We start from the raw sequence: 20,873 nt of genomic DNA on the forward strand, positions 1-20,873 counted from the left end.
ACCTTAAAAGTCATAGGATAACCCTACGCCCAAAATTTGCTTAAATTGAATTTTGGGTACTCCCTTTTGAGTAACAATACCATTGTCATCTGTAACTTCATCAAATAAAATATCGTCATCAAATATTACTTGTGTTCCTATGGTACTTGTAATGTATTTGTTGACCTTGAGATTAAAGTTAAGTTCCCAATCCACATCAATATTTCCAAAGCTATTTAAGTAGTCAGTATACAAACTTACACGGTGATTCATTAGAACATTGGTCATAATCTCTGTTTCCCACGTATTGGTAATTAAAAAACCAAGTTCCATATACACATTTTTACCTTTATCTAGAATCGTTCCATCTGCATCTTTAACTGCTTTTTTTACCCCAAATGAACCATTATTGGCAAGATCTTGGTCTAAAACAAAAGTAGCCTTTTGGGTAACTGGAGAAATATAAAGGTTAAATTTTTCCCCTTCTGGAATGTATGAAGTACCAGCACCCAGAAATAGGTACCCAGGGGCCATAAATGTTGAAATAGGACTTTCCGTATCGGGATATTTATATCCGTTAGAAAATTGTGTATTAAAGTTCATTTTTACAGAATAATACCAATTGGTGATGGTATCTTTTCTATAACCAAAGGTTGAGCTTAAACGAATAACATCTTCGGTTTTTCTTAACTCGCGGTCTTCCTGTGCATTTAGACCATAACGTACCTCTAAATCGCTATTCCACTGGATGTATCTAAACTTGTAGTTTCTAACAAATTTTGCATTTGCAGCTCCAGAAATAGAATTATTTCCCCCAGCATTCCAATTTACAAAAGCAACCTCGCTAAAATTAAAACCTACTTTATTCTCAATATCCCAGAACGAAGGAATTTTAAATCTTTGATATTTATTTTTTAAAGGTTTTGTTTTTTTAAAGGATATTACGGGGTTCGTTAAATTTGCTCCTCTAGGGATATTTTTAATATGGTCTTGAAATGAACGGATGACAATAGTATCTATGGCTATAGAATCTATTTCTCTGGGCTCAGGGATGCTATCCTGTGCAGTGACTTTGGATAAGCAGAGAAACAGGAATAAGAAAGTGAATAATTTTAATCTATTTGGTTGCATGTAATATGGTGTTGATTTTCAATTTCAATGATGCAGCATCAATTTCAGCGATGTGATGAAGCTCTTCGGTTGTTCCGTGTTCTATAATTTTGTCGTCTACACCCAAAACCGTTATGGGTTTATGGTAAGAGAATTCATTAGCAAATGCTACAATAGAACTTCCAAAACCACCTATTTTACTGGCATCTTCAATGGTGATGATATGTTCGTAAGCGTCAAATATTCGCTTTAATTCCGTAAGGTCTAAAGGTTTTATAAATCGCATATTATAATGGCCAATTTTTTCTTTTTCCTCAAATTCCTTGAGAACATCAGTAACCATATTCCCTATATGACCGATAGAAAGCACCACAATTTTCGTTCCATTTTTAAGCTTTTGGGCTTTTCCTATTTCAATTTTTTCGAAAGGTAGTTTCCATTCTTTTAAAACGCCACGTCCTCTAGGATATCTAATCACTATAGGATGATCTAAACCTAACTGGGCTGTATACATCATATTTCTCAGCTCTACTTCGTTCATTGGAGCTGCAATTATCAGATTTGGAATACACCTTAAGAAAGCAATGTCATATAGCCCATGATGGGTGGCGCCATCTTGACCAACAAGTCCGGCCCTGTCTAAACAGAAGATTACGGGTAGGTTTTGTATGGCAACGTCATGAATAACTTGGTCGTATGCTCGTTGTATAAACGTAGAGTATATCGTGCAAAACGGAATAAAACCTTCGGTAGTCATTCCAGCGGCTAATGTAACAGCGTGTTGTTCTGCAATACCCACATCAAAAGCTCTTTCAGGGAATTCTTCCATCATAAATTTTAAAGAACTTCCTGTGGGCATTGCTGGTGTGATGCCAATAATTTTTTCGTTTTGTTTTGCGAGTTCTACAATCGTATGTCCAAATACATCCTGATATTTAGCAGGTTGAAATTCTTCAGATTTAGGAAGCAAATCTCCTGTTTCTTTATTAAATTTCCCAGGAGCGTGGTACGTCACTTGATTTTCTTCGGCTTGTTTCAGGCCTTTGCCTTTTGTGGTAATTAGGTGCAATAACTTAGGGCCTTTCTTATTTTTTAATTTTTCCAATGTTTTAATCACCAACTCAATATCATGCCCATCTATAGGGCCTGTATACTCAAAATTTAAGCATTCAAAAATATTCTCATCTTTTGCAGTACCTTTTTTTACATTGGTTAGGTATTTTTTTAAGGCGCCAACACTAGGATCAATTCCAATGGCATTATCATTTAAAATGATGAGCACATTAGCAGCTGTTGCTCCTGCATGGTTTAAGGCTTCAAAAGCCATTCCGCTAGCAATAGAGGCATCGCCAATAACTGCTATGTGATTTTTTTCTGAATCGCCATTTAATTTTGCAGCCAGTGCCATTCCAAGAATTGCGGATATGGAAGTAGAGCTGTGGCCTGTTCCAAAAGTATCGTATTCACTTTCACTTCGTTTGGGGAAGCCACTGATACCGTTTAATTGCCTGTTGGTTTCAAAAATTTCTTTTCTGCCTGTGAGTATTTTGTGGCCGTATGCTTGATGGCCTACATCCCATATTAAATTGTCTACAGGAGTATTGTATACGTAATGTAGGGCGATAGTTAATTCTACGACACCTAGACTGGCTCCTAAATGACCTTCTTTAGCGGCAACAATGGCAATGATAAATGCTCTTAATTCTTGAGCAAGTGTAGGCAGCTGTTCAAGAGACAGTTTTCTTAATTCTTTCGGAGAATTAATATGTTGCAAAATGGAGCTATTCATATGAAATCTAAAATCAAGCAAAAATACCTATTTTGAGATATTCTTAGGGTTAGATTTTCATTCAATTATGCACGATATGTTCAAAATTGATGTTTTTTCTATTTTTTTCAGGTTTTAATTTCTAATTCGTCATGAACAATTAACTTTTAATACTTTTGGACCATGATACTACCTTTTGATGATACTTATTACATGAAAAAAGCTTTGCAGGAAGCAGCGTTTGCTTTTGATAAAGGAGAGGTTCCGGTTGGGGCTATTATTGTAATCCAAGATAGGATAATTGCCAGAGCTCATAATTTAACGGAACAGTTAAATGATGTTACAGCACATGCAGAGATGCAAGCAATTACGGCTGCCGCAAATTATTTAGGCGGCAAATACCTAAAAGAGTGTACCCTTTATGTAACCCTTGAGCCTTGTCAAATGTGTGCAGGAGCTTTATATTGGAGTCAAATATCAAAAATTGTATACGCAGCCAAAGATTTAGATCGCGGTTGTGGAGCAATGGGGACTACTTTGCATCCTAAAACGAAAATAGTGGGCGGGGTATTAGAAGAGGAAGCATCCGCTATGTTAAAGCGTTTTTTTAATCAAAAGCGGAACCTTAATTAAATAAAATAAGCCCTAAGTTAGGTACTTAGAGCTTATTGATTTTTTAATGATATTGAGGCTTAGCCAAGTACTTGTACCTGTCCTGCTACAATGCCCTTTTTACCATCCTCTTCTTCATATTCTACTTGATCTCCTTCGTTAAGTTCAGCACCATTCAGTGAAGTTGCATGAACAAAAATGTCTTTTCCTGTGTTGTCGTTAGTAATGAATCCGTAGCCTTTAGATACATTATAAAATTTTACTGTTCCAGTCATTTGAATAAAAATTAAAATAATATTATTTACAAATGTATACTTTTTTACGAATTTCTTAGGATTTGAAACAAAAAATTAGAGTTATAGTTTACTGGCTATCAGTCTTTTTGGGTTTTTTACCCTGCATTTTAAGAATATTTTCTTCAGTGAGCATATAGTCTTTTACTTTTTTTCCTTTACTTTCTTTAATAAGGAATAAGGGCATTGCTACTAGAAAAATTCCTACGGTACCAGAGCCAATACATTTGTGTGCAAATGCTGTTTGGACTTCTTTTACATAGAAACCATAAATAATTGAAGCTAAAGAAGTTAATAAAACAAGGGATATAAAATATTTTAATTTCATAGCGATCTGTTATTTTGTGAAATTTATTAGTTTTCGCCTGTATGCGGTGAGTAGTTTAGATTTAGAAATAAACCCAACGTAAGAGCCATTTTTTATCACGGGTAAATTCCAGGCGCCACTATCTTGAAATTTACGCATTATTTCTGTCATTTTATCCTTATCTAGTTCAATGATTTCTGGCGGTGTATGCATTACATCACTGGCAAAAACTTCATTGTATAGTTTTTGGTTAAACATTATTCCTCTAATATCGTCTAGTAATATAATTCCTAATAGACTGTTGTCTTTTTCATCTACGACAGGAAATATATTTCGATTAGACTTTACTACAGCACCGTGAACCATATCTCCTAAAGACATTTCTGGGTGAATAATGGCAAAATTGTCTTCAATGACTTTGTCAATATCCATTAAGGTTAATACTGCATGATCTTTGTCGTGGGTTATTAAATCTCCTCTTCTTCCTAATTCCATATTATACACCGAATGGGGTTGTACATATTTGGTGATGGAATATGATATTGCTGCAGTAATCATCAAGGGAATAAAAAGGTCGTAGCCACCGGTAACTTCGGCGATTAAGAATATTGCTGTTAATGGTGCATGTAATACACCCGCCATAAGACCAGCCATACCTACTAAAGTAAAATTACTCTCAGAAACCTTTGTCCCAAAAATTCCGATATTGTTAATTATTTTTGCAAGGCAGTTTCCCATAATACTGCCCATAAAGAGAACAGGGGCAAATATACCACCTACACCACCGGCTCCAAAAGTTAGGGCACTGGCAATGATTTTAAAGAGGATTAATCCGATCAAAAGAATTACGACCATCCAAACATTGGTTAAATCCAATTCAAAAATATTATTTCTCAATACTTTCTCAGGGTTTCCTTGTACCAAGCTGTTGATGACATCAAAACCTTCTCCATATAATGGGGGAATAAAATAAACGAGTATACCAATACCGATACCTCCAATAAATAATCGTTTTATAGGGGATCCTATTTTGTCAAAATACTTTTGTATTCTATCATATACTTCGGTAAAGTAAATGGAAGTTAATCCAGCTATAATGCCTAGAAGTATAAAAAAAGGGACATCACCTAATTTAAAGTTGTCTTCAATTTCAAAGGGAAGTAAAACATCATCTCCAAAGAAAAAATACGAGGTAATTATCGCTGAAATTGATGCTAGGAGTAAAGGTAGCATTGAGGCTATAGTTAGGTCTAAGCTAAACACTTCAATGGCAAAAATTATCGCAGCAATAGGAGCTTTAAATATGGAAGATAACGCTCCCGCGGCCGCACAACCAATTAAAAGATTCCGATTGGTTTGGTTCATGTGAAACATCCTCGCAATATTGGAGCTTATGGCTGCTCCTGTTGCTACTGTTGGCCCCTCAAGACCAACGGATCCTCCAAAACCTACAGTAAGTGGTGCTGTTAGTAGAGAACCAAACATTTGATATTTGCGTATGATTCCTTTGTGTTGTGATATGGCATGAAGGGTAGAGGGTATACCGTGATTAACTTTATGTCTAATGACGAATTTGATCATTAAAAATACCAGTATGAGTCCTATCAATGGAAATATAAATAAAAAAGCTTGATGGTAGTCATTAACGAGCTTTCCCTCTAACAAATGTTGATAAAAGTGCGTTATGTTTTTAAGTATGACCGCCCCAACACCTGAGGTAAAGCCAACTAAAATACTTAGAATATAAATAAACTGGCGTTCCGAGATATGCTTAACTCTCCATATCAAAAATTTGGTAAACCAAGTTTTTTTAAGTTTTTCCATTATATAAAGAATCCCGAAATAGTTCAGGATTATATTTTACGCTTTTAAATCTAATTTTAGATGCAATTCTTTTAATTGAACGTTATCTATTTTTGCAGGCGCATCGATCATGACGTCGCGTCCACTATTGTTTTTAGGGAATGCAATAAAATCTCTAATTGTTTCTTGACCCCCAAGAATAGCTACTAATCTATCTAATCCAAATGCTAAACCTCCATGTGGTGGTGCGCCATATTGGAACGCATCCATTAAGAAACCAAATTGTGCTTTTGCCTCTTCTGGTGTAAAGCCTAAATGTTTAAACATGGTTGCTTGCATCTCTTTATCGTGAATACGAATAGATCCGCCACCAATCTCATTTCCGTTTAAAACTAAATCATATGCATTTGCTTTTACAGCACCTGGATCAGAATCTAACAATTCTAATTGCCCTGGTTTTGGAGAAGTAAAAGGATGGTGCATGGCATGATAATGCCCTGTTTCTTCATCCAGTTCTAATAAAGGAAAATCAACTACCCATAATGGTGCAAATTCTTCAGGATTCCTCAAACCTAAACGTTCTGCGAGCTCCATACGTAAAGCACTTAACTGTGCTCTAGTCTTATTGGCATCACCAGAGAGTACACAAATTAAATCCCCGGGTAGAGCTCCAGTAACTTCGGCCCATTTTGCTAAATCTTCTTGATCATAAAATTTATCTACGGAAGATTTAAAACTACCATCTTCATTGTATTTGGCATAAACCATTCCTTTTGCTCCAACTTGTGGTCTTCTTACCCAATCAATTAAAGCATCAATTTCTTTTCTTGTGTAGGTGGCAGCACCAGGTACCGCAATACCTACAACTAATTCCGCATCATTAAAAACACCAAATTCTTTGTGTTGTGCTACTTTATTTAACTCCCCGAATTTCATTCCAAAACGAATATCAGGTTTGTCATTACCATAGGTGCGCATCGCATCATCATACTTCATTCTAGGAAAGCTTTCTATTTCAAATCCTTTCACTTCTTTTAAAAGGTATTTCGTGAGATTTTCAAAAACATTTAGAATGTCTTCTTGCTCTACAAAGGCCATTTCACAATCTATTTGTGTAAACTCTGGCTGTCTATCTGCTCTTAAATCTTCGTCTCTAAAGCATTTTACAATCTGGAAATATTTATCCATTCCACCAACCATAAGCAATTGCTTAAAAGTTTGTGGAGATTGTGGTAAAGCATAAAATTGCCCTTCATTCATTCTACTAGGAACCACAAAATCACGAGCTCCTTCTGGGGTAGATTTTATTAAATACGGGGTCTCTACCTCAATGAAACCTTCATCGGATAAAAACTTACGCACTTCCATAGCAACTTTATGTCTGAAAATTAAGTTGTTCTTTACTGGATTTCTTCGGATGTCTAAGTAGCGATATTTCATTCGAATATCTTCACCACCATCGGTTTTATCTTCTATTGTAAAAGGAGGAACTAAGGCTTTGTTTAAAACCGTTAATTCTTTGACTAAAACTTCTATATCTCCTGTAAGGATATTCGGATTTTTTGAAGCACGTTCAATTACCGTTCCTTTGATCTGAATAACAAATTCTCTTCCAAGTGATCTTGCTTGTTCTAATAATACTTCAGAAGTACGTTCTTCATCAAAAATTAATTGCGTAATGCCGTAGCGATCGCGCAAATCTGCCCAGATTACAAATCCTTTATCTCGTACTTTTTGTACCCAACCAGATAAAACAACTTCTTGATTATTGTTTGCAGCTCTTAATTCACCACAATTATGACTCCTGTACATGCCTAATTATTTTGGTGGCAAATTTAGTAAGTATCTTCTATTTAATGCTAATTAATTAGTACTCATTTATAAGTATTTTATCTGAAATGAGGAATGTGATACTTGTTTCTTCCTTGAAAAACAAGTATTTACGCACTCAATGTAAAGTTAATGTTAATTAAATGCGTATTTAAGGTAAAATATTTGTATATTTGATATGTTAGCATACTCAAAGGAATAATAATATTAAAATATATATCATGAAAACTATCACATTATTTTTAGCACTTTTTTTAACTATTGCAATAGCTGCCCAAGAAACGACCCCAACATTTACTAAAGAGGGTAATAAAGTTATCGCGACGTATTTCCATGATAATGGAGCAGTTGCCCAAACTGGAGAATTCTTAAAAGGTAAATTACATGGGGAATGGACTATGTTTGATCAAGCTGGTGAAAAAGTAGCTAGTGGAGAATATTTAAATGGAAGAAAAACTGGATCTTGGTTTTTCTGGAAAGGTGAAGAATTACAGCAAGTAGATTTTGAAGATAGTAGAATTGTAGGTGTTACAACTCTAGATGCTAAAGGAGCTGTGGTTAGTAATAAATAACAATACCTAAAATATAACGTTAAGCCCTGATAAATTTTATCAGGGCTTTTTTAGTTTTAAATATTTCCTTTTGGTGTTAAAATCCCACGGATAAAATATAAGCTTACGGTTGTGTTAATTTCCTATGGAATCTCTTTTTGTAAGGGCGTATAATGCGCTAGGATAGGCAAAGGCATTACCAGGTATTAAAACTAGTAACCCCTCAAAAGCGCTGCTTTTGAGGGGTTATTTTATAAAATGAGGATTAGTTTTTCTCTTAGCTATTACTTTCTGCTACAGTACGATCTGAATTGCTTGCGAACTTAACTCGTAACCACATTTTAAACTTCATGATTAAGAAAAATAAAACAGGGACAAGGATTAAAGTTAAGAAGGTGGCTATTAACAGTCCGTATATTACAGTCCAAGCTAAAGGTCCCCAGAAAATTACATTATCTCCACCCATATAAATATTAGGATCAAAATCTGCAAAAAGCGTAAAGAAATTAATATTTAGACCAATGGCTAAAGGTATAAGTCCTAAAATTGTAGTGATTGCAGTTAATAATACAGGGCGTAAACGTGCTTTACCAGCTTTTACAATACTTTCAAATAAGTCATCTTCAGATAAATAATCACTTTCTTCTAAATCAAGATCATTTTTCTTTCTATCGATAAGCAATTGTGCATAATCAAGTAATACGACTCCATTATTTACTACAATTCCGGCAAGTGATATAATACCTACCATGGTCATCATAATAACAAAGGCACTACCAGAAATAACAATACCACCAAATACTCCGATGAAGCTTAAAAATATAGCAATCATGATTATTGCTGGTTTAGAAATAGAGTTAAACTGAAAAATTAGAATAAAGAATATTAATCCAAGACCCGTAAAAAATGCCCCCACTAAAAAGGCCATTTGCTTATTTTGTTCTTCGATTTGACCCGTATAATCAATCTCAACGCCCTTTGGGGTGTCTTCAAAACTTTTCATTTCATTTTGAATCTTAGAAACAATTGCTCCAGCATCGGTATGTCCAGGAGACATAGCAGAATATACTGTTACAACACGCTTGGTGTCTTTGTGCTTAATAGCACTGTAACCAGAGTTGTTGCTTTTCTTTGCTACAGCAGATAAAGGAACACTTATTAGTTGTCCTTTTGTATTTCTAAACGTAATGTTTTGATTGAATAATGCACTAGTGTTGTAGCGGTCTTCTTTATTAAAGCGCACATAAATGTCATAATCCTCTCCATCTTCTTTATAGATGCCTGCTTTAGAACCAAAAATAGAGTTCCGCAATTGTGTACCAACTTGAGCGGCACTAATCCCTAATTCTCCAGCTTTTTCTCGATCAATAACCACACGCATGGTAGGCTTATCTTTATTTACATCGATTTTTAGTTCATCAATGCCCGCAATATTTTTGGTGTTGATAAACTCCCGCATTTTTTCAGCAGTGGTAATCAATTCAAGATAATCATCTCCCTGAATTTCAATGTTAATCGGGGAACCTGCAGGTGGACCAGCAACATCTTTCTCAACAGAGATTAATACTCCGGGATAGATACCCACTAAAGCCTTTTGCACTTTTTGACGCAGTAACTCACTGTCTTCTCCACGACGGAATTTATACTCGCGCATTGAAGCTGTAATTTTTGCTTTATGTGGCATTTCAGCAGAAGAGCCACCATCTGTATTAGGGTTTCCAGCCCCTTCACCTACTTGTGATACGGCGCTTTCAACTAAAAAGTTGTAATCTCCATCTCTATAATCCTTAGCATTTACAACATCATAAACACGTTGTTCAATTTCTTTGGTAATTGTATTTGTTTTCTTTATATCTGTACCTTGTGGGTATTCTATATATACAATAATCTGATTCGGTTTATTGTCTGGGAAAAATTCAACCTTAGTACGTTGCGTACTTAATGATGCTCCAAAGGCAATAAAAGAAAGTATCAATAAAGCAAAAGTTCCAATGGTTAATAAAATTGGTTTTTTTCCAGAAAGTGCATTTCTCAATCGACCTTCATACCAATTTTCTAACTTTACTAATGCTTTAGTTTGGAAGCTATTAGCCCACTTACGTAAAAACATACGGTATACCCAAAGCATAATAGCTGTAAATATCATTAGGGTACCTAAACCTCTATAAGTACCACCAAATACTAAAATAAGAACACCAATACCAGCCATAATAGCTGTTGTTTTTATAATTTGTTTTATAGGCATGTCTTTATCATCAATACTCATAAATTGAGATACCAATACTGAGTTAAAGAAAATAGCAACAAATAAAGAAGACCCTAATACAACGGAGAGCGTTATGGGTAGTATTACCATGAATTCTCCCATAATACCAGGCCATAATCCTAAAGGTATAAAGGCAGCAACTGTTGTAGCTGTAGATATGATAATAGGGAAAGCAATTTCTCCAATTCCTTTTTTAGCAGCTTCGAGCCTACTCATACCTTCTTCATCCATAAGCCTGTATACGTTTTCTACAACGACAATACCGTTATCTACTAACATACCTAGCCCCATAATAAGTCCAAATAATACCATGGTATTTAAACTCTGCCCCAAAAGTTCCAGGATCATTAGAGACATAAACATAGACATTGGAATAGCAAACCCAACAAAGATGGCATTCTTAAATCCTAAGAAGAACATTAATACGGTTACCACTAAAATAACTCCAAAAATGATGTTGTTTACTAAGTCATCTACTTGACCAATAGTTACAGATGATTGATCATTAGCAATACTTATTTTTAAATCTTTAGGAAATTCGTTTTCAATAGCATCATCAACAATTACTCTAATTTGTTCAACAGCAATAACCATGTTTTTACCAGCTCTTTTTTTAACGTCTAGCATTACAACAGGTTCGCCATATTCACGAGCAAAGGTTGTTTTATCTTCTTCTTTAAATTTTACGGCAGCGACATCTTTTAAATATATAGCTTCACCATTTTCAGATTTTACTACAAAATTTTCTAGTTCAGATGGTTTGTCAATTTCACCAATAATACGAATTGTACGTCTTTGACCGCTTGCAATTAAGTTACCGGCAGACATCGTAACGTTACCATTATTTATAGCACCAATGATATCACTAAAAGTGATTTGAGCGGCCATCATTTTGTAAATATCTACGGCAACCTCAACTTCTTTTTCTTGGGCTCCTCGAATATCTACTTTCTTAATTTCAAGTAAATTCTCTATTTTATCCTGAAGGTATTCGCCATATTCTTTTAATTTATCAATTGGATAATCTCCAGAAATATTAATATTTAAAATAGGCATTTCTTCAGACAGACTGAGTTCAAAAACATCAGGTTTTACTTTAGCACCATTAAAACTAGGCCAGTCTTCTCCAGCTGTTTCTGTGTCAATTTCATCCTTAACTTTTTGCTTCGCTTGATCTACCGTGATATTTTCATCAAACTCCACAACGAGCATTCCGTAATCTTCTTGCGAGGTTGACGTTATTTCTACGACGTTACTAACCGTTTTAAGTTGATCTTCTAGGGGATCAATTATCAGTTTTTCTATATCTTCAGCGGTATTCCCAGGAAACACCGTGCTTACATATATTTTAGTTTCATTTACCTCAGGAAAATTTTCTCGGGGCATACTAAAGAATGCAGCAATACCTAAGTAGAAAATTACAGCAATAAGCACATACATGGTCGTCTTATTGGTTATGGCCCAAGAGGACCAAGCAAACTCCTTATCGACTTGCTTTTTATTTTTTTTATCAGTCATTAGTTGTTTGTTTTAATTTAAAGATTGATTACTTTAACTGTTTGTCCATCTTCTACGGTACGTGCACCTTCACTAATTATTTCCGCACCATTTTCTAAACCTTCTAAGACCTCAATAACATCATCTTGGGTCTTACCGGTTTTTATAATTACTTTCTTGGCAACACCTTCCTCGTTCGTATTTTTATCACTAACCAAATAAACGTATTGTTCCCCATCTGCATTTTCAGAAATAATACTCTGCGGGATTAGAACAGCATTTTCATTCGTATAATCATTGATCTTTAAACGAGCTGTTAAATTTGGTTTTACGCCAGATTCTTTTGATGGAATGCCAACCTCTACTTTAAACGTTCTATTTGATGGATTGATGAAATCTCCTGCTTGGCGAATTTTAGTGCTAATTGTTTTTCCAAGAATAGGAAACTCCACTTCTACGCTTTTACCTTTTGAAACATTGGTGATGTAATTTTCAGGAACATCTGTTTCAATATACATATTGTCTAAATTAACAATACGCATAATTTGAGATTGCCCTGCAGCTACAACACTACCTTGTTCTGTAATAACATCATCAATAGTACCGGAGAAAGGTGCTCTAATAACTGTTTTAGCTATCTGTTGTTGTAATTGTGCTACTGCTCTAGATTGTGCTTCGTAGGTAGATTTTGCTTGTAGAAATTGAATTTCACTACCTATTTGCTGATCCCATAAACGTTTTTGACGCTCAAATGTAGTTTTAGCCAATTCTGTTTGAATTTCTAATTGAGCAACTTGCTGACTTAAACCGCCATCATCAATCTTTCCTAAGATTTGACCCTTACGAACATTTTGGCCTTCCTTAACGTAAATGTTTGTTAGAATACCATTGTATTCAGGAGTAATTACCAAAAGGTCTTTAGTAGTTACGTTTCCTTGTAGTTCTAAATAGTGATTAAATACTTCGTTTTTAGCAGTGATTGTGGTAATTAAAGGAACCTTTTTAACCGTATCGTATTGCGCTAAAGCTTCATCTAGCTGTTTAATTTTATCATGAATTGTTTGTTGCTCTCCAACCAATTCAGCACGTTTAGATCTAATATCTTCAGGATTAGTAGTTGCTATAACGTCTTCTACTGACTTCTTTTTATCTCCACCACATGCTACAAGTATGATGGCGGCTGCGCTTGCTATTAATAATTTTTTCATTGTATATTTTTTCTAGTTGATTGTTTAATTGTAATTGGCTTAGTTATTAAGAACTACCTCTAATTCTGTTTTGGTGTTGATAACATCTACCATAGATTGTAAGTAGGTATTCTGCGCGTCGTATAATTGTAGCTGTGCTTGTCTTAGTTCAAAACTACTGGCTATTCCTTCAGAATATTTAATCTGATTTTTGTTTTCGATACGTTCCGCTAGCGCTAAGTTCTCTTTATATGTAGCATATTGTTCTACAGCTAAAATGTAATCACTTTGTGCTTTTTTAAGCTGAAGTTTTATTTGTTGTTCGGCCTCTGTTAATTGCGTTTTTGCTTTCTCTAATGCAATTTTTGCACGTTGCGTACTGGCACTTCTTTTTAGTGAGCTAAAAATAGGAATGCTAAGATCTACTCCAATAATTGAAAAATCATACCAATCTGACTCATTACCCAAAAAATTGAACTTGTCACTATATGCAGAGCTACCGTAGTTGATGTATGCATTTAATGTTGGTAAAGCTTTACTGCGCTGTAACTTTAACTCTAAAGCACGTTGCTCGTTTAAGTTCAATGCTATTTTATAATCTACATTGTTATTGAGATTAAATGAGGTGTCTGCAAAAGCTAAATCTGTTTCTTGTTTTGCTAAATCATCAAGATTATCAGATAATAAGGTTGGGTTATCAGTGGTAATACCCATGGTTAAATTCAACATTTGAAGTGTTATCACTTTTAAACGAGTTGCATTTTTAAGCTGATTTTCAACAGTAGATAATGTTATTTGCAATTGCTCAACACTTTCTTCTTCACCCAAACCATTTTCAAAAATTTTTTGAGTTTCATAAAGGTTCTTCTCCAATGTTGCAATATTGTTTTCTAAGATTTTTACACTCTCATCTGCTAAAAGAACATTGCCATAGGCTTGTACTACTGCTTTTTTGACTTCTAATTTGGTTTTCTCTTGATTGTTTTTACTGTAGGCAATAAAAGTTTTTGTGGCTTGAACACCCACAATGTAAGAGCCATCAAAAATTTGTTGACTAAGCGTAGCCGTTGCAGTTAAACTTTGAGGTTCGCTAAAAATTACGGGAGCAAAAGTACCTTCTTCTCCTCCAAAAAATTCAGCAGGGATTAGAGACACTGGTTGTTTTAACTGGTTTTGATAGCCAACTGCTCCACTTATTTGTGGCAAACCATCTGCTATTGTTTCCCATTTTTGTTTTTTAGCATCATCTATATCTCGGCCAGCATTTATGGCACTATAATTATGCTCTAGCGCATAATTAATAGCTTCCTCTAGGGTATAGCTATTTTGGGTCTCCTGAGCTATACCTATAGAAACACATAGTAGGGCAAGGAAGGTTAAAAAATAATTTTTCATCTGTTGCGTGTTATATTTAGTTTTTTAATATTTTTTTACTCGTGATTTGAATTTATAAGCTGATTCAAAATTTTTCTTCCATCTGGTGTGATAATTCCTCTAAGGTGATATTCTAAATACTCATCTTGTAATTTGTTAACAGGGAATAAATCTGGTGGAAATAAACTAAAATCTTTTATACTAGTCACTCCGGTAAAATAGATTCTAGAAACAAATTCAATATTTAAATTTGGTCTATAAATCCCCATATCAATACCCTTTTTTATATTGTTAATGACGCATAGACGCATCGCATCATATTGTTTGGATCTTAATGAGGAATATATTTTTGGGTAATATTTTTGCAATTGGTATTGAGGAGACGATTTTTCATCTTTTAAGTGTAGCATTACAAATTTCTTGATTTCTAAAAGTTCCTCAATAGGATTTTTTTGTAAAGCACAAATAGAATCAATACCGGTAGAAATAGAGCAAAAAAGTTGAAGCATACATTCTTCTACTAATTTTGTCTTATTTTCATAATTAGCATAAATGGTTTTTTTAGAAATACCCATTTCCTGGGCTAAATCATCCATAGTAACACTTTTAAACCCTAAAGTTAAAAACATTTCAGTTGCTTTTTCTAAAACTTTTTCTTTCATATTGGGTGCAAATGTAGTTCGGAAACTTTAAACACCAAAAAAGTTTCCAAAGTATTTACGATTATTTAACATTTGATTTCTTACACGCTTCATTTAAGAAACACTTTTGTGCTATTAACAAGGTTTAATGTATTTTTGAAAAAAAATTGCCACATGCAACGCATTGAAGATTACCGTAAAGAATTTATAGCTTATTTAGAACTAAATTTAGCGCTCAAAGAGCCTATTAATTTATACGAGCCTATTACTTATATTTTATCATTAGGAGGTAAGCGTTTGCGCCCTATTTTAACCTTAATGACAGCAGATATCTTTGGATCTGACTATAAGAAAGCTTTAGACGCTGCATTGGCGGTTGAGGTTTTTCATAACTTTTCATTAGTTCATGATGATATTATGGATGATGCTCCACTACGCAGAGGGAAAGCAACGGTTCATGAAAAATGGGATATTAATACAGGGATTCTTTCAGGAGATGCTATGTTGATTAATGCCTATCAGCTTTTTGAAAATTATGAAGGAGAGGTCTTTAGAAACTTAGCAAAGTTATTTAGTAAAACTGCTATTGAAGTTTGTGAGGGGCAACAGTATGATGTAGATTTTGAAACTAGAGATGATGTAACTATCCCTGAGTATTTAAAAATGATTGAATACAAAACAGCAGTCTTGGTAGGAGCGGCTATGAAAATGGGTGCAATTATTGCAAATGCTTCTATGGAAGGGCAAGAAAATATCTATGAATTTGGTAGAAATTTAGGAATTGCTTTTCAATTACAAGATGATTATTTAGATGCTTTTGGAGATCCTAAAACTTTTGGGAAACAAGTAGGCGGAGACATCATCGAGAATAAAAAAACGTTCTTATATTTAAAAGCTTTAGAACAATCTGCTCCTGAGCAGGTTAGTGAGTTAGAGCATTTGTTTTCTATTCAACCGGCAGATGCTACAGGTAAAATTGAAACTGTAAAAAGTATATTTTTGGAAAGTGGAGCTGCAGAACGCACTCAACAAGAAATAGCAATTTATACCGAAAAGGCTTTTGTGGTATTAACGAAATTAGAAATCTCTGAAGAGAAAAAATTACTTCTTAAGAAATTTGGAGAAAGTTTAATGCAACGAAAAGTATAATTAAAATAAACGCCTAAAGAGGGCCTTAATAAATGGCATAGGCGACAATGCACTGATAAATTTTATATCTTCGAAGAGGGTTGTGTCCTCATCTAGAAACTTGAAGATTAGTTGCGGATTTCTATTTTTAAAAAGGGCTTCAAATATAGATTGGCCTAGATCATTTCTGCGGTATAGAATATCTAGAAGCAAAAGGTCATAAAACCAAAATTTATCTCTTTTTCCAAAATTTTGAAGTGGCTTTTGATCTTTTAGATGTTGGATTAATTGTACCACTTTTTTCTGTGTGCTTTTGAAGGTGTAGCCTGTACTTGCTTTTGTCCAGCCTCCTGCAGTACCTATATAAAGTAAATTAGCTGTGTTTTTTTGCGTAAAACTATAGCATGTCATAGGGATGCTACCTCTTTCTTTTTCTATAATTTCATAATTGTCAATACCTAGCTTTTGGGTGATATACGCTTGAATAGCTTCTTCATATTCTTGTTCTTTAAGAAGATGTTCTGAAAACAAGGTATATTCTATCAAAGCTTCATTCTCTGTAGTAGGCAATACATACATAAATCGTGTATTCCCTTTTTGAGGAATAGAAAAATCCATGAATGTGGCTGTTTTAGCATCAAAAAGAGGTTGTTTTGTCTTGATAAACCAACCTATAAAATGCTGTTGTAAAACAGGGTATTTCTTTTGTTGTAAGGGATATTGAGGATCAAAAATACTATTAAAAATGGTCTTTCCTATAAAGGTTTTATTGGTTGTTTTTACCAAGTTTTCTTCTGGAGAATTGCTAACAGAAATAACTTCCTCGGTTATAAAAGTAATGTTGGAATATCCTTCTAGTTTTTTTAAAATAGAAGCATAAAAATCTATTCCTTTGATCATTTTATACTGATAAGGAGCTATGGCATATTTTTCATTGATCTCTTTGCCTGCAAAACGTATGGTATTCCATTTTTTGTGGAGTATGTCATCAAAAGCACCTTGCCCTTTTTCCCAAAAACACCAGGTTCTATCGTTATTTTGCTTCGCATTTTTATCGAGAAGTAAGATAGATTTTTTAGAAAAAAAAGAATCTTTACCCATGGCATCGGCTAATAATAAACCGGCAGCACCAGCGCCAATAATTATATAGTCAAAGGACTTCATTACTCTATCAGATATGGAATTTGATAACTTTTAATTATCGGAATGTTAACGGTTTTTTTTATTTTTTCAGTCTTTTCAACTAAGGCGATAATTTCAATGGCAATATGAATACCATATATATTGTCAGGATTTCTAATTCCTAAATAACTTTTGTCTTTTGAGCTAATTTTTACGATACCAGATTTGAAATTCTCACGAGTACCTTCTAAATTTGATTTAAAATCTTCTTTTTCTTTGAATAATTCTGCATCTTGATCAGAATTTAGCACGTAAATATCGCAAATATTTGCTCCTGGAGGCGGATTCAAATTGCTCACTGCGCCCTGTATTTCATCGTCCTCTTTTATGAATTTCGTGAGCTGAGATGCAAAATTAAAAGATGATAAGGTATTTTTAATATCATTTTCCTCTCTAGAGGCTGTAAATACATAATACCATTCTACCGTATTTTTAGGTAAACTTACTGGAACAATAATTCTGTTTTTACCTCCTTTTAGCAAGGCATTAGATGTACTGTTTAAATAAAATTTTTCATTCTGAATAGATCTGGATTCCAATATTTTTTTATCTACTAATTGCTCCGTAGGAAATCCGTACGTGGTATCTTTTTTAACTTTATACCCTATTTGAGGTTTCTTTTTTCTAGTGGAAGTCGTTTCATAATTTAACTGGTAATCGCTAGGTTTAGAATTCGTATTCTTTATGACTAGTTTGTAGATGCCATCATTAGAAATGGTAATAACTTTAGAAAATATTTTCTGCTCTTCTACTTTTACAAGTAGTTTATTTGGGTATTGATACAGAAGAAAATTGTTCTTTTTTGCTTTTTTACTTTTTGGAGTTATCGTTATTGAAATAACGTCATTTTCATAAGCAGGAATTAGAACCTCCTTTTCTTCATTGGATGCAATACTTAAAATTTCACTGTTAGACGTTTGTGCTTGGGTTGTAAAAACGATCAAAAAGATAATTAGGTAAAATGTAGGTTTCATTATCAGCTATTTTTTTCAAAGATACCAATTTAAACTATCTGTGATATATTAACAATGCGCTATGCATTTTAATCTATTCTATAACGTAGTCCAAAAAATCCTCTAATACCTTGATTGGGTCCATACACATAGCTTGGGTCAAAAGTCAATGCATATGGGTTGTCTGTTGTTGCTACGGCATTTCCGCTAGGGTCAAAAGTTACATTTTTATCAAAAGGATCATCTGCTCGCGCTATAATAAAAGGATTTCCTTTGTTAGGTGTCCAATTTAATAAATTTTTCACTCCACCATAGAATTCAAATTTATCAATTCCTTTATATGTAAGTTGTATGTTTTGTATGCTCCATGTTGGGGAGTATTCACTTCTAGGATCTAAATTGCCTAAAAGTGGTAAACGCATAGGCCCATAAATATTTCCAGTGTAATCAATACTTAAATCAATTTTGGCTATCTCGTAGGATATATTCCAAGTACCAGAGAATTTTTCAGTAAGTATCTGTGGTGTTTTAATTCCGTTTTCAGTAGCGGTCACCTCTTGTAATGTTGCGCCCAATAATACCTTTATCCCATTTGGGAAAACCATATCTACATTTCCGCTAATACCTTGAGCAACAGATTTTCCGTCTAGATTGTCATAGATAATTTGATTAGGGTTGGTATCATAATCAGGGATGATGGCATTGCTAAAGTTGGTATAAAATACAGATAAGTCTAAACCGACAAATAAACCACTACTGCTATATATTTTTTTTAAATAATTAAGGTTTACATTAAAAGATTTTTCAGGGTCTAGTTCTTCTGCAATGACAACATCTCTAGACCCTGTAAGTGCGGCATGTTCTTCTGTAAATATATTTACTACACGGAACCCTGTGCCGGCGTTTAAGCGCAAGATGTCATTATTTGTTATTTTCCAACGATACGCTGCTCTAGGAGTTAAAATAGAACCATGTCGCTCATCATAATCATAGCGTAACCCTAATAAAAGTGATTGTTTTTTCGAAAATGCAATTTCATTCTGGGCAAATACACTTGGTATTACTACTTCATCAGGATTGTTTTTATCTAGTTCGGAAGTGGCAGTAGTATTATCATCATAATAATTATAGCGTACCGAAGTACCTAGGAGAATATCGTGTTTGTTTTTAGTAAAGTCCCAAGTTAATTGAGAAAAACCAATACGTTGTTTGGCTAAATAAGCAACATCACCATAAACAGAATTTTGATCATGATCTGTATATGAAAATGAAAGCATCATCTTTTCCTTTATGGGTAATTGGTATTTTCCTAATAGCTCAAACCTACGGGTATAAATGCTTTCGCCGTATATTTCATCCCCGCCACGAAATTCAGGAGTCCATTGTAACTCTCCTCCCCATCTGTCTTCATAGAAAAATCTTCCTGCAAGTGATAAGACCCGATTTTCATCCCGTTGAAAATTCCACTTTTGGAATATGGAAATTCTATCTTGTAATGTCAGATCTGTAAAATTATCTCCATTATTATCAATCTTGGAGTTAAAATTAAAGTAGTTAATGCCCAGTAAAACGTTTGTTTTTTCGCCGATGTTAATTTTACCACCTGCATCTAAATTATATTCTCCCCAGCCTGTAGCAAAACCATCGATGGATAATTTTGGTGCCTGTAAAGTATTTTTAGTAATGATGTTTATAAGACCACCAACGGCTTCACTTCCGTATAAACTAGAAGCAGGACCTTTAACAATTTCTATCTGTTCAATAAGTGAATTTGGTATACCAGATAAACCATAAACCGTACTTAAACCACTAACAATAGGCATTCCGTCAATTAAAACTAAAGTATAAGGACCTTCGAGGCCGTTAATATGGATATCACCGGTGTTACATACATTACAATTTATTTGTGGCCGAACTCCGTTTACGTTTTGTAACGCTTCAAAAATGCTGGCGGTAGGGTTTTGTTTTAAAAAAGTAGGGCTGTATACTTCTACGGGAACAGGGCTATCAGATCTGCGCACTGCTTTTAAGGTTCCCGTAACTACCATTTCTTCTAATTGTTCTGATTGTGCACTAAGTTCAATTTTCACACTTGTGCTATTATTTTCTGTTACGGTGATTGTTTTATTTTTTGGTTGATATCCAATAGCTGAAATCTTTAGGGTGTAGGTGCCAGGCTTTAGGTTAAAAGTAAAATTTCCATTTTCGTCAGAGGAGGTTCCTTGAGTAGAACCAGCTATTAAAACATTCGCAAATGGAACGCTTGTATTTTTATCAAGGACAATTCCTGATATTTTTGACTCCTGACTTATTGCAGCGGAGGAGGTTACAAAACAAAGAACAATTAAGATATTTTTTAATAGTGTCATAACTTATATTTATTGCAGACTAA

At 34.2% G+C, this 20,873-nt stretch carries 16 protein-coding genes; 3 read left to right on the forward strand and 13 right to left on the reverse strand.

The genetic code is table 11. The features are described from left to right. Nucleotides 1-3: 3 nt before the first annotated feature. Both GQR94_RS09395 and GQR94_RS09400 read right to left on the reverse strand, forming a co-directional pair. Complete coding sequence (locus GQR94_RS09395; RefSeq protein ID WP_158975255.1) at nt 4-1,110, reverse strand: DUF3078 domain-containing protein; 1,107 nt, start codon at nt 1,108-1,110, stop codon at nt 4-6. Next, nucleotides 1,097-2,878 (reverse strand): 1-deoxy-D-xylulose-5-phosphate synthase, encoded by a 1,782-nt coding sequence (locus GQR94_RS09400; RefSeq protein ID WP_158979558.1) that lies wholly within the window; start codon nt 2,876-2,878, stop codon nt 1,097-1,099. Before GQR94_RS09400 ends, GQR94_RS09395 begins: the two co-directional genes overlap by 14 nt. A gap of 162 nt (nt 2,879-3,040) precedes the next feature. Here GQR94_RS09400 and GQR94_RS09405 point away from each other — a divergent pair, with 162 nt between their 5' ends. Beyond that, nucleotides 3,041-3,490 (forward strand): nucleoside deaminase, encoded by a 450-nt coding sequence (locus GQR94_RS09405; protein WP_158975256.1) that lies wholly within the window; start codon nt 3,041-3,043, stop codon nt 3,488-3,490. A gap of 59 nt (nt 3,491-3,549) precedes the next feature. Here GQR94_RS09405 and GQR94_RS09410 read toward each other — a convergent pair whose 3' ends face one another. From GQR94_RS09410 to aspS, 4 genes are all read right to left on the reverse strand, one after another. After that, on the reverse strand, nt 3,550-3,744 hold the full coding sequence (locus GQR94_RS09410) for a cold-shock protein (RefSeq protein WP_158975257.1): 195 nt from the start codon (nt 3,742-3,744) through the stop codon (nt 3,550-3,552). 88 nt (nt 3,745-3,832) lie between these two features. Further along, a complete protein-coding gene (locus GQR94_RS09415) occupies nt 3,833-4,090 on the reverse strand; it encodes a hypothetical protein (protein ID WP_158975258.1) in 258 nt (85 codons plus the stop codon). Between the two features lie 9 nt (nt 4,091-4,099). Then, a complete protein-coding gene (locus tag GQR94_RS09420; protein ID WP_158975259.1) occupies nt 4,100-5,893 on the reverse strand; it encodes a chloride channel protein in 1,794 nt (597 codons plus the stop codon). A 36-nt stretch (nt 5,894-5,929) separates the two neighbouring features. Next, entirely contained in the window at nt 5,930-7,684 is a 1,755-nt protein-coding gene (aspS, locus tag GQR94_RS09425; RefSeq protein ID WP_158975260.1) for an aspartate--tRNA ligase, read from the reverse strand. Between the two features lie 239 nt (nt 7,685-7,923). Here aspS and GQR94_RS09430 point away from each other — a divergent pair, with 239 nt between their 5' ends. Next, nucleotides 7,924-8,274, forward strand: coding sequence for a toxin-antitoxin system YwqK family antitoxin (locus tag GQR94_RS09430; RefSeq protein ID WP_158975261.1), 351 nt, complete (start codon nt 7,924-7,926; stop codon nt 8,272-8,274). A gap of 256 nt (nt 8,275-8,530) precedes the next feature. Here GQR94_RS09430 and GQR94_RS09435 read toward each other — a convergent pair whose 3' ends face one another. The 4 genes from GQR94_RS09435 to GQR94_RS09450 are packed head-to-tail and all read right to left on the reverse strand — an operon-like array spanning nt 8,531 to nt 15,239. Next, nucleotides 8,531-12,037, reverse strand: a complete 3,507-nt coding sequence (locus GQR94_RS09435) for an efflux RND transporter permease subunit (protein WP_158975262.1) — start codon at nt 12,035-12,037, stop codon at nt 8,531-8,533. 17 nt (nt 12,038-12,054) lie between these two features. Next, nucleotides 12,055-13,224 carry an efflux RND transporter periplasmic adaptor subunit gene (locus GQR94_RS09440; RefSeq protein WP_158975263.1) on the reverse strand — a complete coding sequence of 390 codons (1,170 nt, stop codon included), beginning with the start codon at nt 13,222-13,224 and terminating at the stop codon, nt 12,055-12,057. Between the two features lie 39 nt (nt 13,225-13,263). Further along, on the reverse strand, nt 13,264-14,598 hold the full coding sequence (locus GQR94_RS09445; protein ID WP_158975264.1) for a TolC family protein: 1,335 nt from the start codon (nt 14,596-14,598) through the stop codon (nt 13,264-13,266). 35 nt (nt 14,599-14,633) lie between these two features. Next, entirely contained in the window at nt 14,634-15,239 is a 606-nt protein-coding gene (locus GQR94_RS09450) for a TetR/AcrR family transcriptional regulator (protein WP_158975265.1), read from the reverse strand. Between the two features lie 153 nt (nt 15,240-15,392). On the opposite strand from GQR94_RS09450, the gene GQR94_RS09455 reads away from it, so the two are divergent. Next, nucleotides 15,393-16,367 (forward strand): polyprenyl synthetase family protein, encoded by a 975-nt coding sequence (locus GQR94_RS09455; RefSeq protein WP_158975266.1) that lies wholly within the window; start codon nt 15,393-15,395, stop codon nt 16,365-16,367. Here GQR94_RS09455 and GQR94_RS09460 read toward each other — a convergent pair whose 3' ends face one another. From GQR94_RS09460 to GQR94_RS09470, 3 genes are all read right to left on the reverse strand, one after another. Next, nucleotides 16,368-17,510 carry a lycopene cyclase family protein gene (locus GQR94_RS09460; protein WP_158975267.1) on the reverse strand — a complete coding sequence of 381 codons (1,143 nt, stop codon included), beginning with the start codon at nt 17,508-17,510 and terminating at the stop codon, nt 16,368-16,370. Further along, nucleotides 17,510-18,502, reverse strand: coding sequence for a hypothetical protein (locus tag GQR94_RS09465; RefSeq protein ID WP_158975268.1), 993 nt, complete (start codon nt 18,500-18,502; stop codon nt 17,510-17,512). The genes GQR94_RS09460 and GQR94_RS09465 overlap by 1 nt, the downstream gene beginning before the upstream one ends. 68 nt (nt 18,503-18,570) lie before the next feature. Further along, on the reverse strand, nt 18,571-20,850 hold the full coding sequence (locus GQR94_RS09470) for a TonB-dependent receptor (protein ID WP_158975269.1): 2,280 nt from the start codon (nt 20,848-20,850) through the stop codon (nt 18,571-18,573). Between the last annotated feature and the right edge of the window lie 23 nt (nt 20,851-20,873).

It is taken from the genome of Cellulophaga sp. L1A9, from assembly GCF_009797025.1.
Lineage (GTDB): Bacteria > Bacteroidota > Bacteroidia > Flavobacteriales > Flavobacteriaceae > Cellulophaga.

Coding starts and splice junctions, on each gene's coding strand:
- GQR94_RS09470 (WP_158975269.1), bottom strand. CDS start 20,850: ATGACACTATTAAAAAATATCTTAATTGTTCTTTGTTTTGTAACCTCC.
- GQR94_RS09435 (WP_158975262.1), bottom strand. CDS start 12,037: ATGACTGATAAAAAAAATAAAAAGCAAGTCGATAAGGAGTTTGCTTGG.
- GQR94_RS09430 (WP_158975261.1), top strand. CDS start 7,924: ATGAAAACTATCACATTATTTTTAGCACTTTTTTTAACTATTGCAATA.
- GQR94_RS09450 (WP_158975265.1), bottom strand. CDS start 15,239: ATGAAAGAAAAAGTTTTAGAAAAAGCAACTGAAATGTTTTTAACTTTA.
- GQR94_RS09455 (WP_158975266.1), top strand. CDS start 15,393: ATGCAACGCATTGAAGATTACCGTAAAGAATTTATAGCTTATTTAGAA.
- GQR94_RS09405 (WP_158975256.1), top strand. CDS start 3,041: ATGATACTACCTTTTGATGATACTTATTACATGAAAAAAGCTTTGCAG.
- aspS (WP_158975260.1), bottom strand. CDS start 7,684: ATGTACAGGAGTCATAATTGTGGTGAATTAAGAGCTGCAAACAATAAT.
- GQR94_RS09410 (WP_158975257.1), bottom strand. CDS start 3,744: ATGACTGGAACAGTAAAATTTTATAATGTATCTAAAGGCTACGGATTC.
- GQR94_RS09415 (WP_158975258.1), bottom strand. CDS start 4,090: ATGAAATTAAAATATTTTATATCCCTTGTTTTATTAACTTCTTTAGCT.
- GQR94_RS09445 (WP_158975264.1), bottom strand. CDS start 14,598: ATGAAAAATTATTTTTTAACCTTCCTTGCCCTACTATGTGTTTCTATA.
- GQR94_RS09440 (WP_158975263.1), bottom strand. CDS start 13,224: ATGAAAAAATTATTAATAGCAAGCGCAGCCGCCATCATACTTGTAGCA.
- GQR94_RS09420 (WP_158975259.1), bottom strand. CDS start 5,893: ATGGAAAAACTTAAAAAAACTTGGTTTACCAAATTTTTGATATGGAGA.
- GQR94_RS09465 (WP_158975268.1), bottom strand. CDS start 18,502: ATGAAACCTACATTTTACCTAATTATCTTTTTGATCGTTTTTACAACC.
- GQR94_RS09395 (WP_158975255.1), bottom strand. CDS start 1,110: ATGCAACCAAATAGATTAAAATTATTCACTTTCTTATTCCTGTTTCTC.
- GQR94_RS09460 (WP_158975267.1), bottom strand. CDS start 17,510: ATGAAGTCCTTTGACTATATAATTATTGGCGCTGGTGCTGCCGGTTTA.
- GQR94_RS09400 (WP_158979558.1), bottom strand. CDS start 2,878: ATGAATAGCTCCATTTTGCAACATATTAATTCTCCGAAAGAATTAAGA.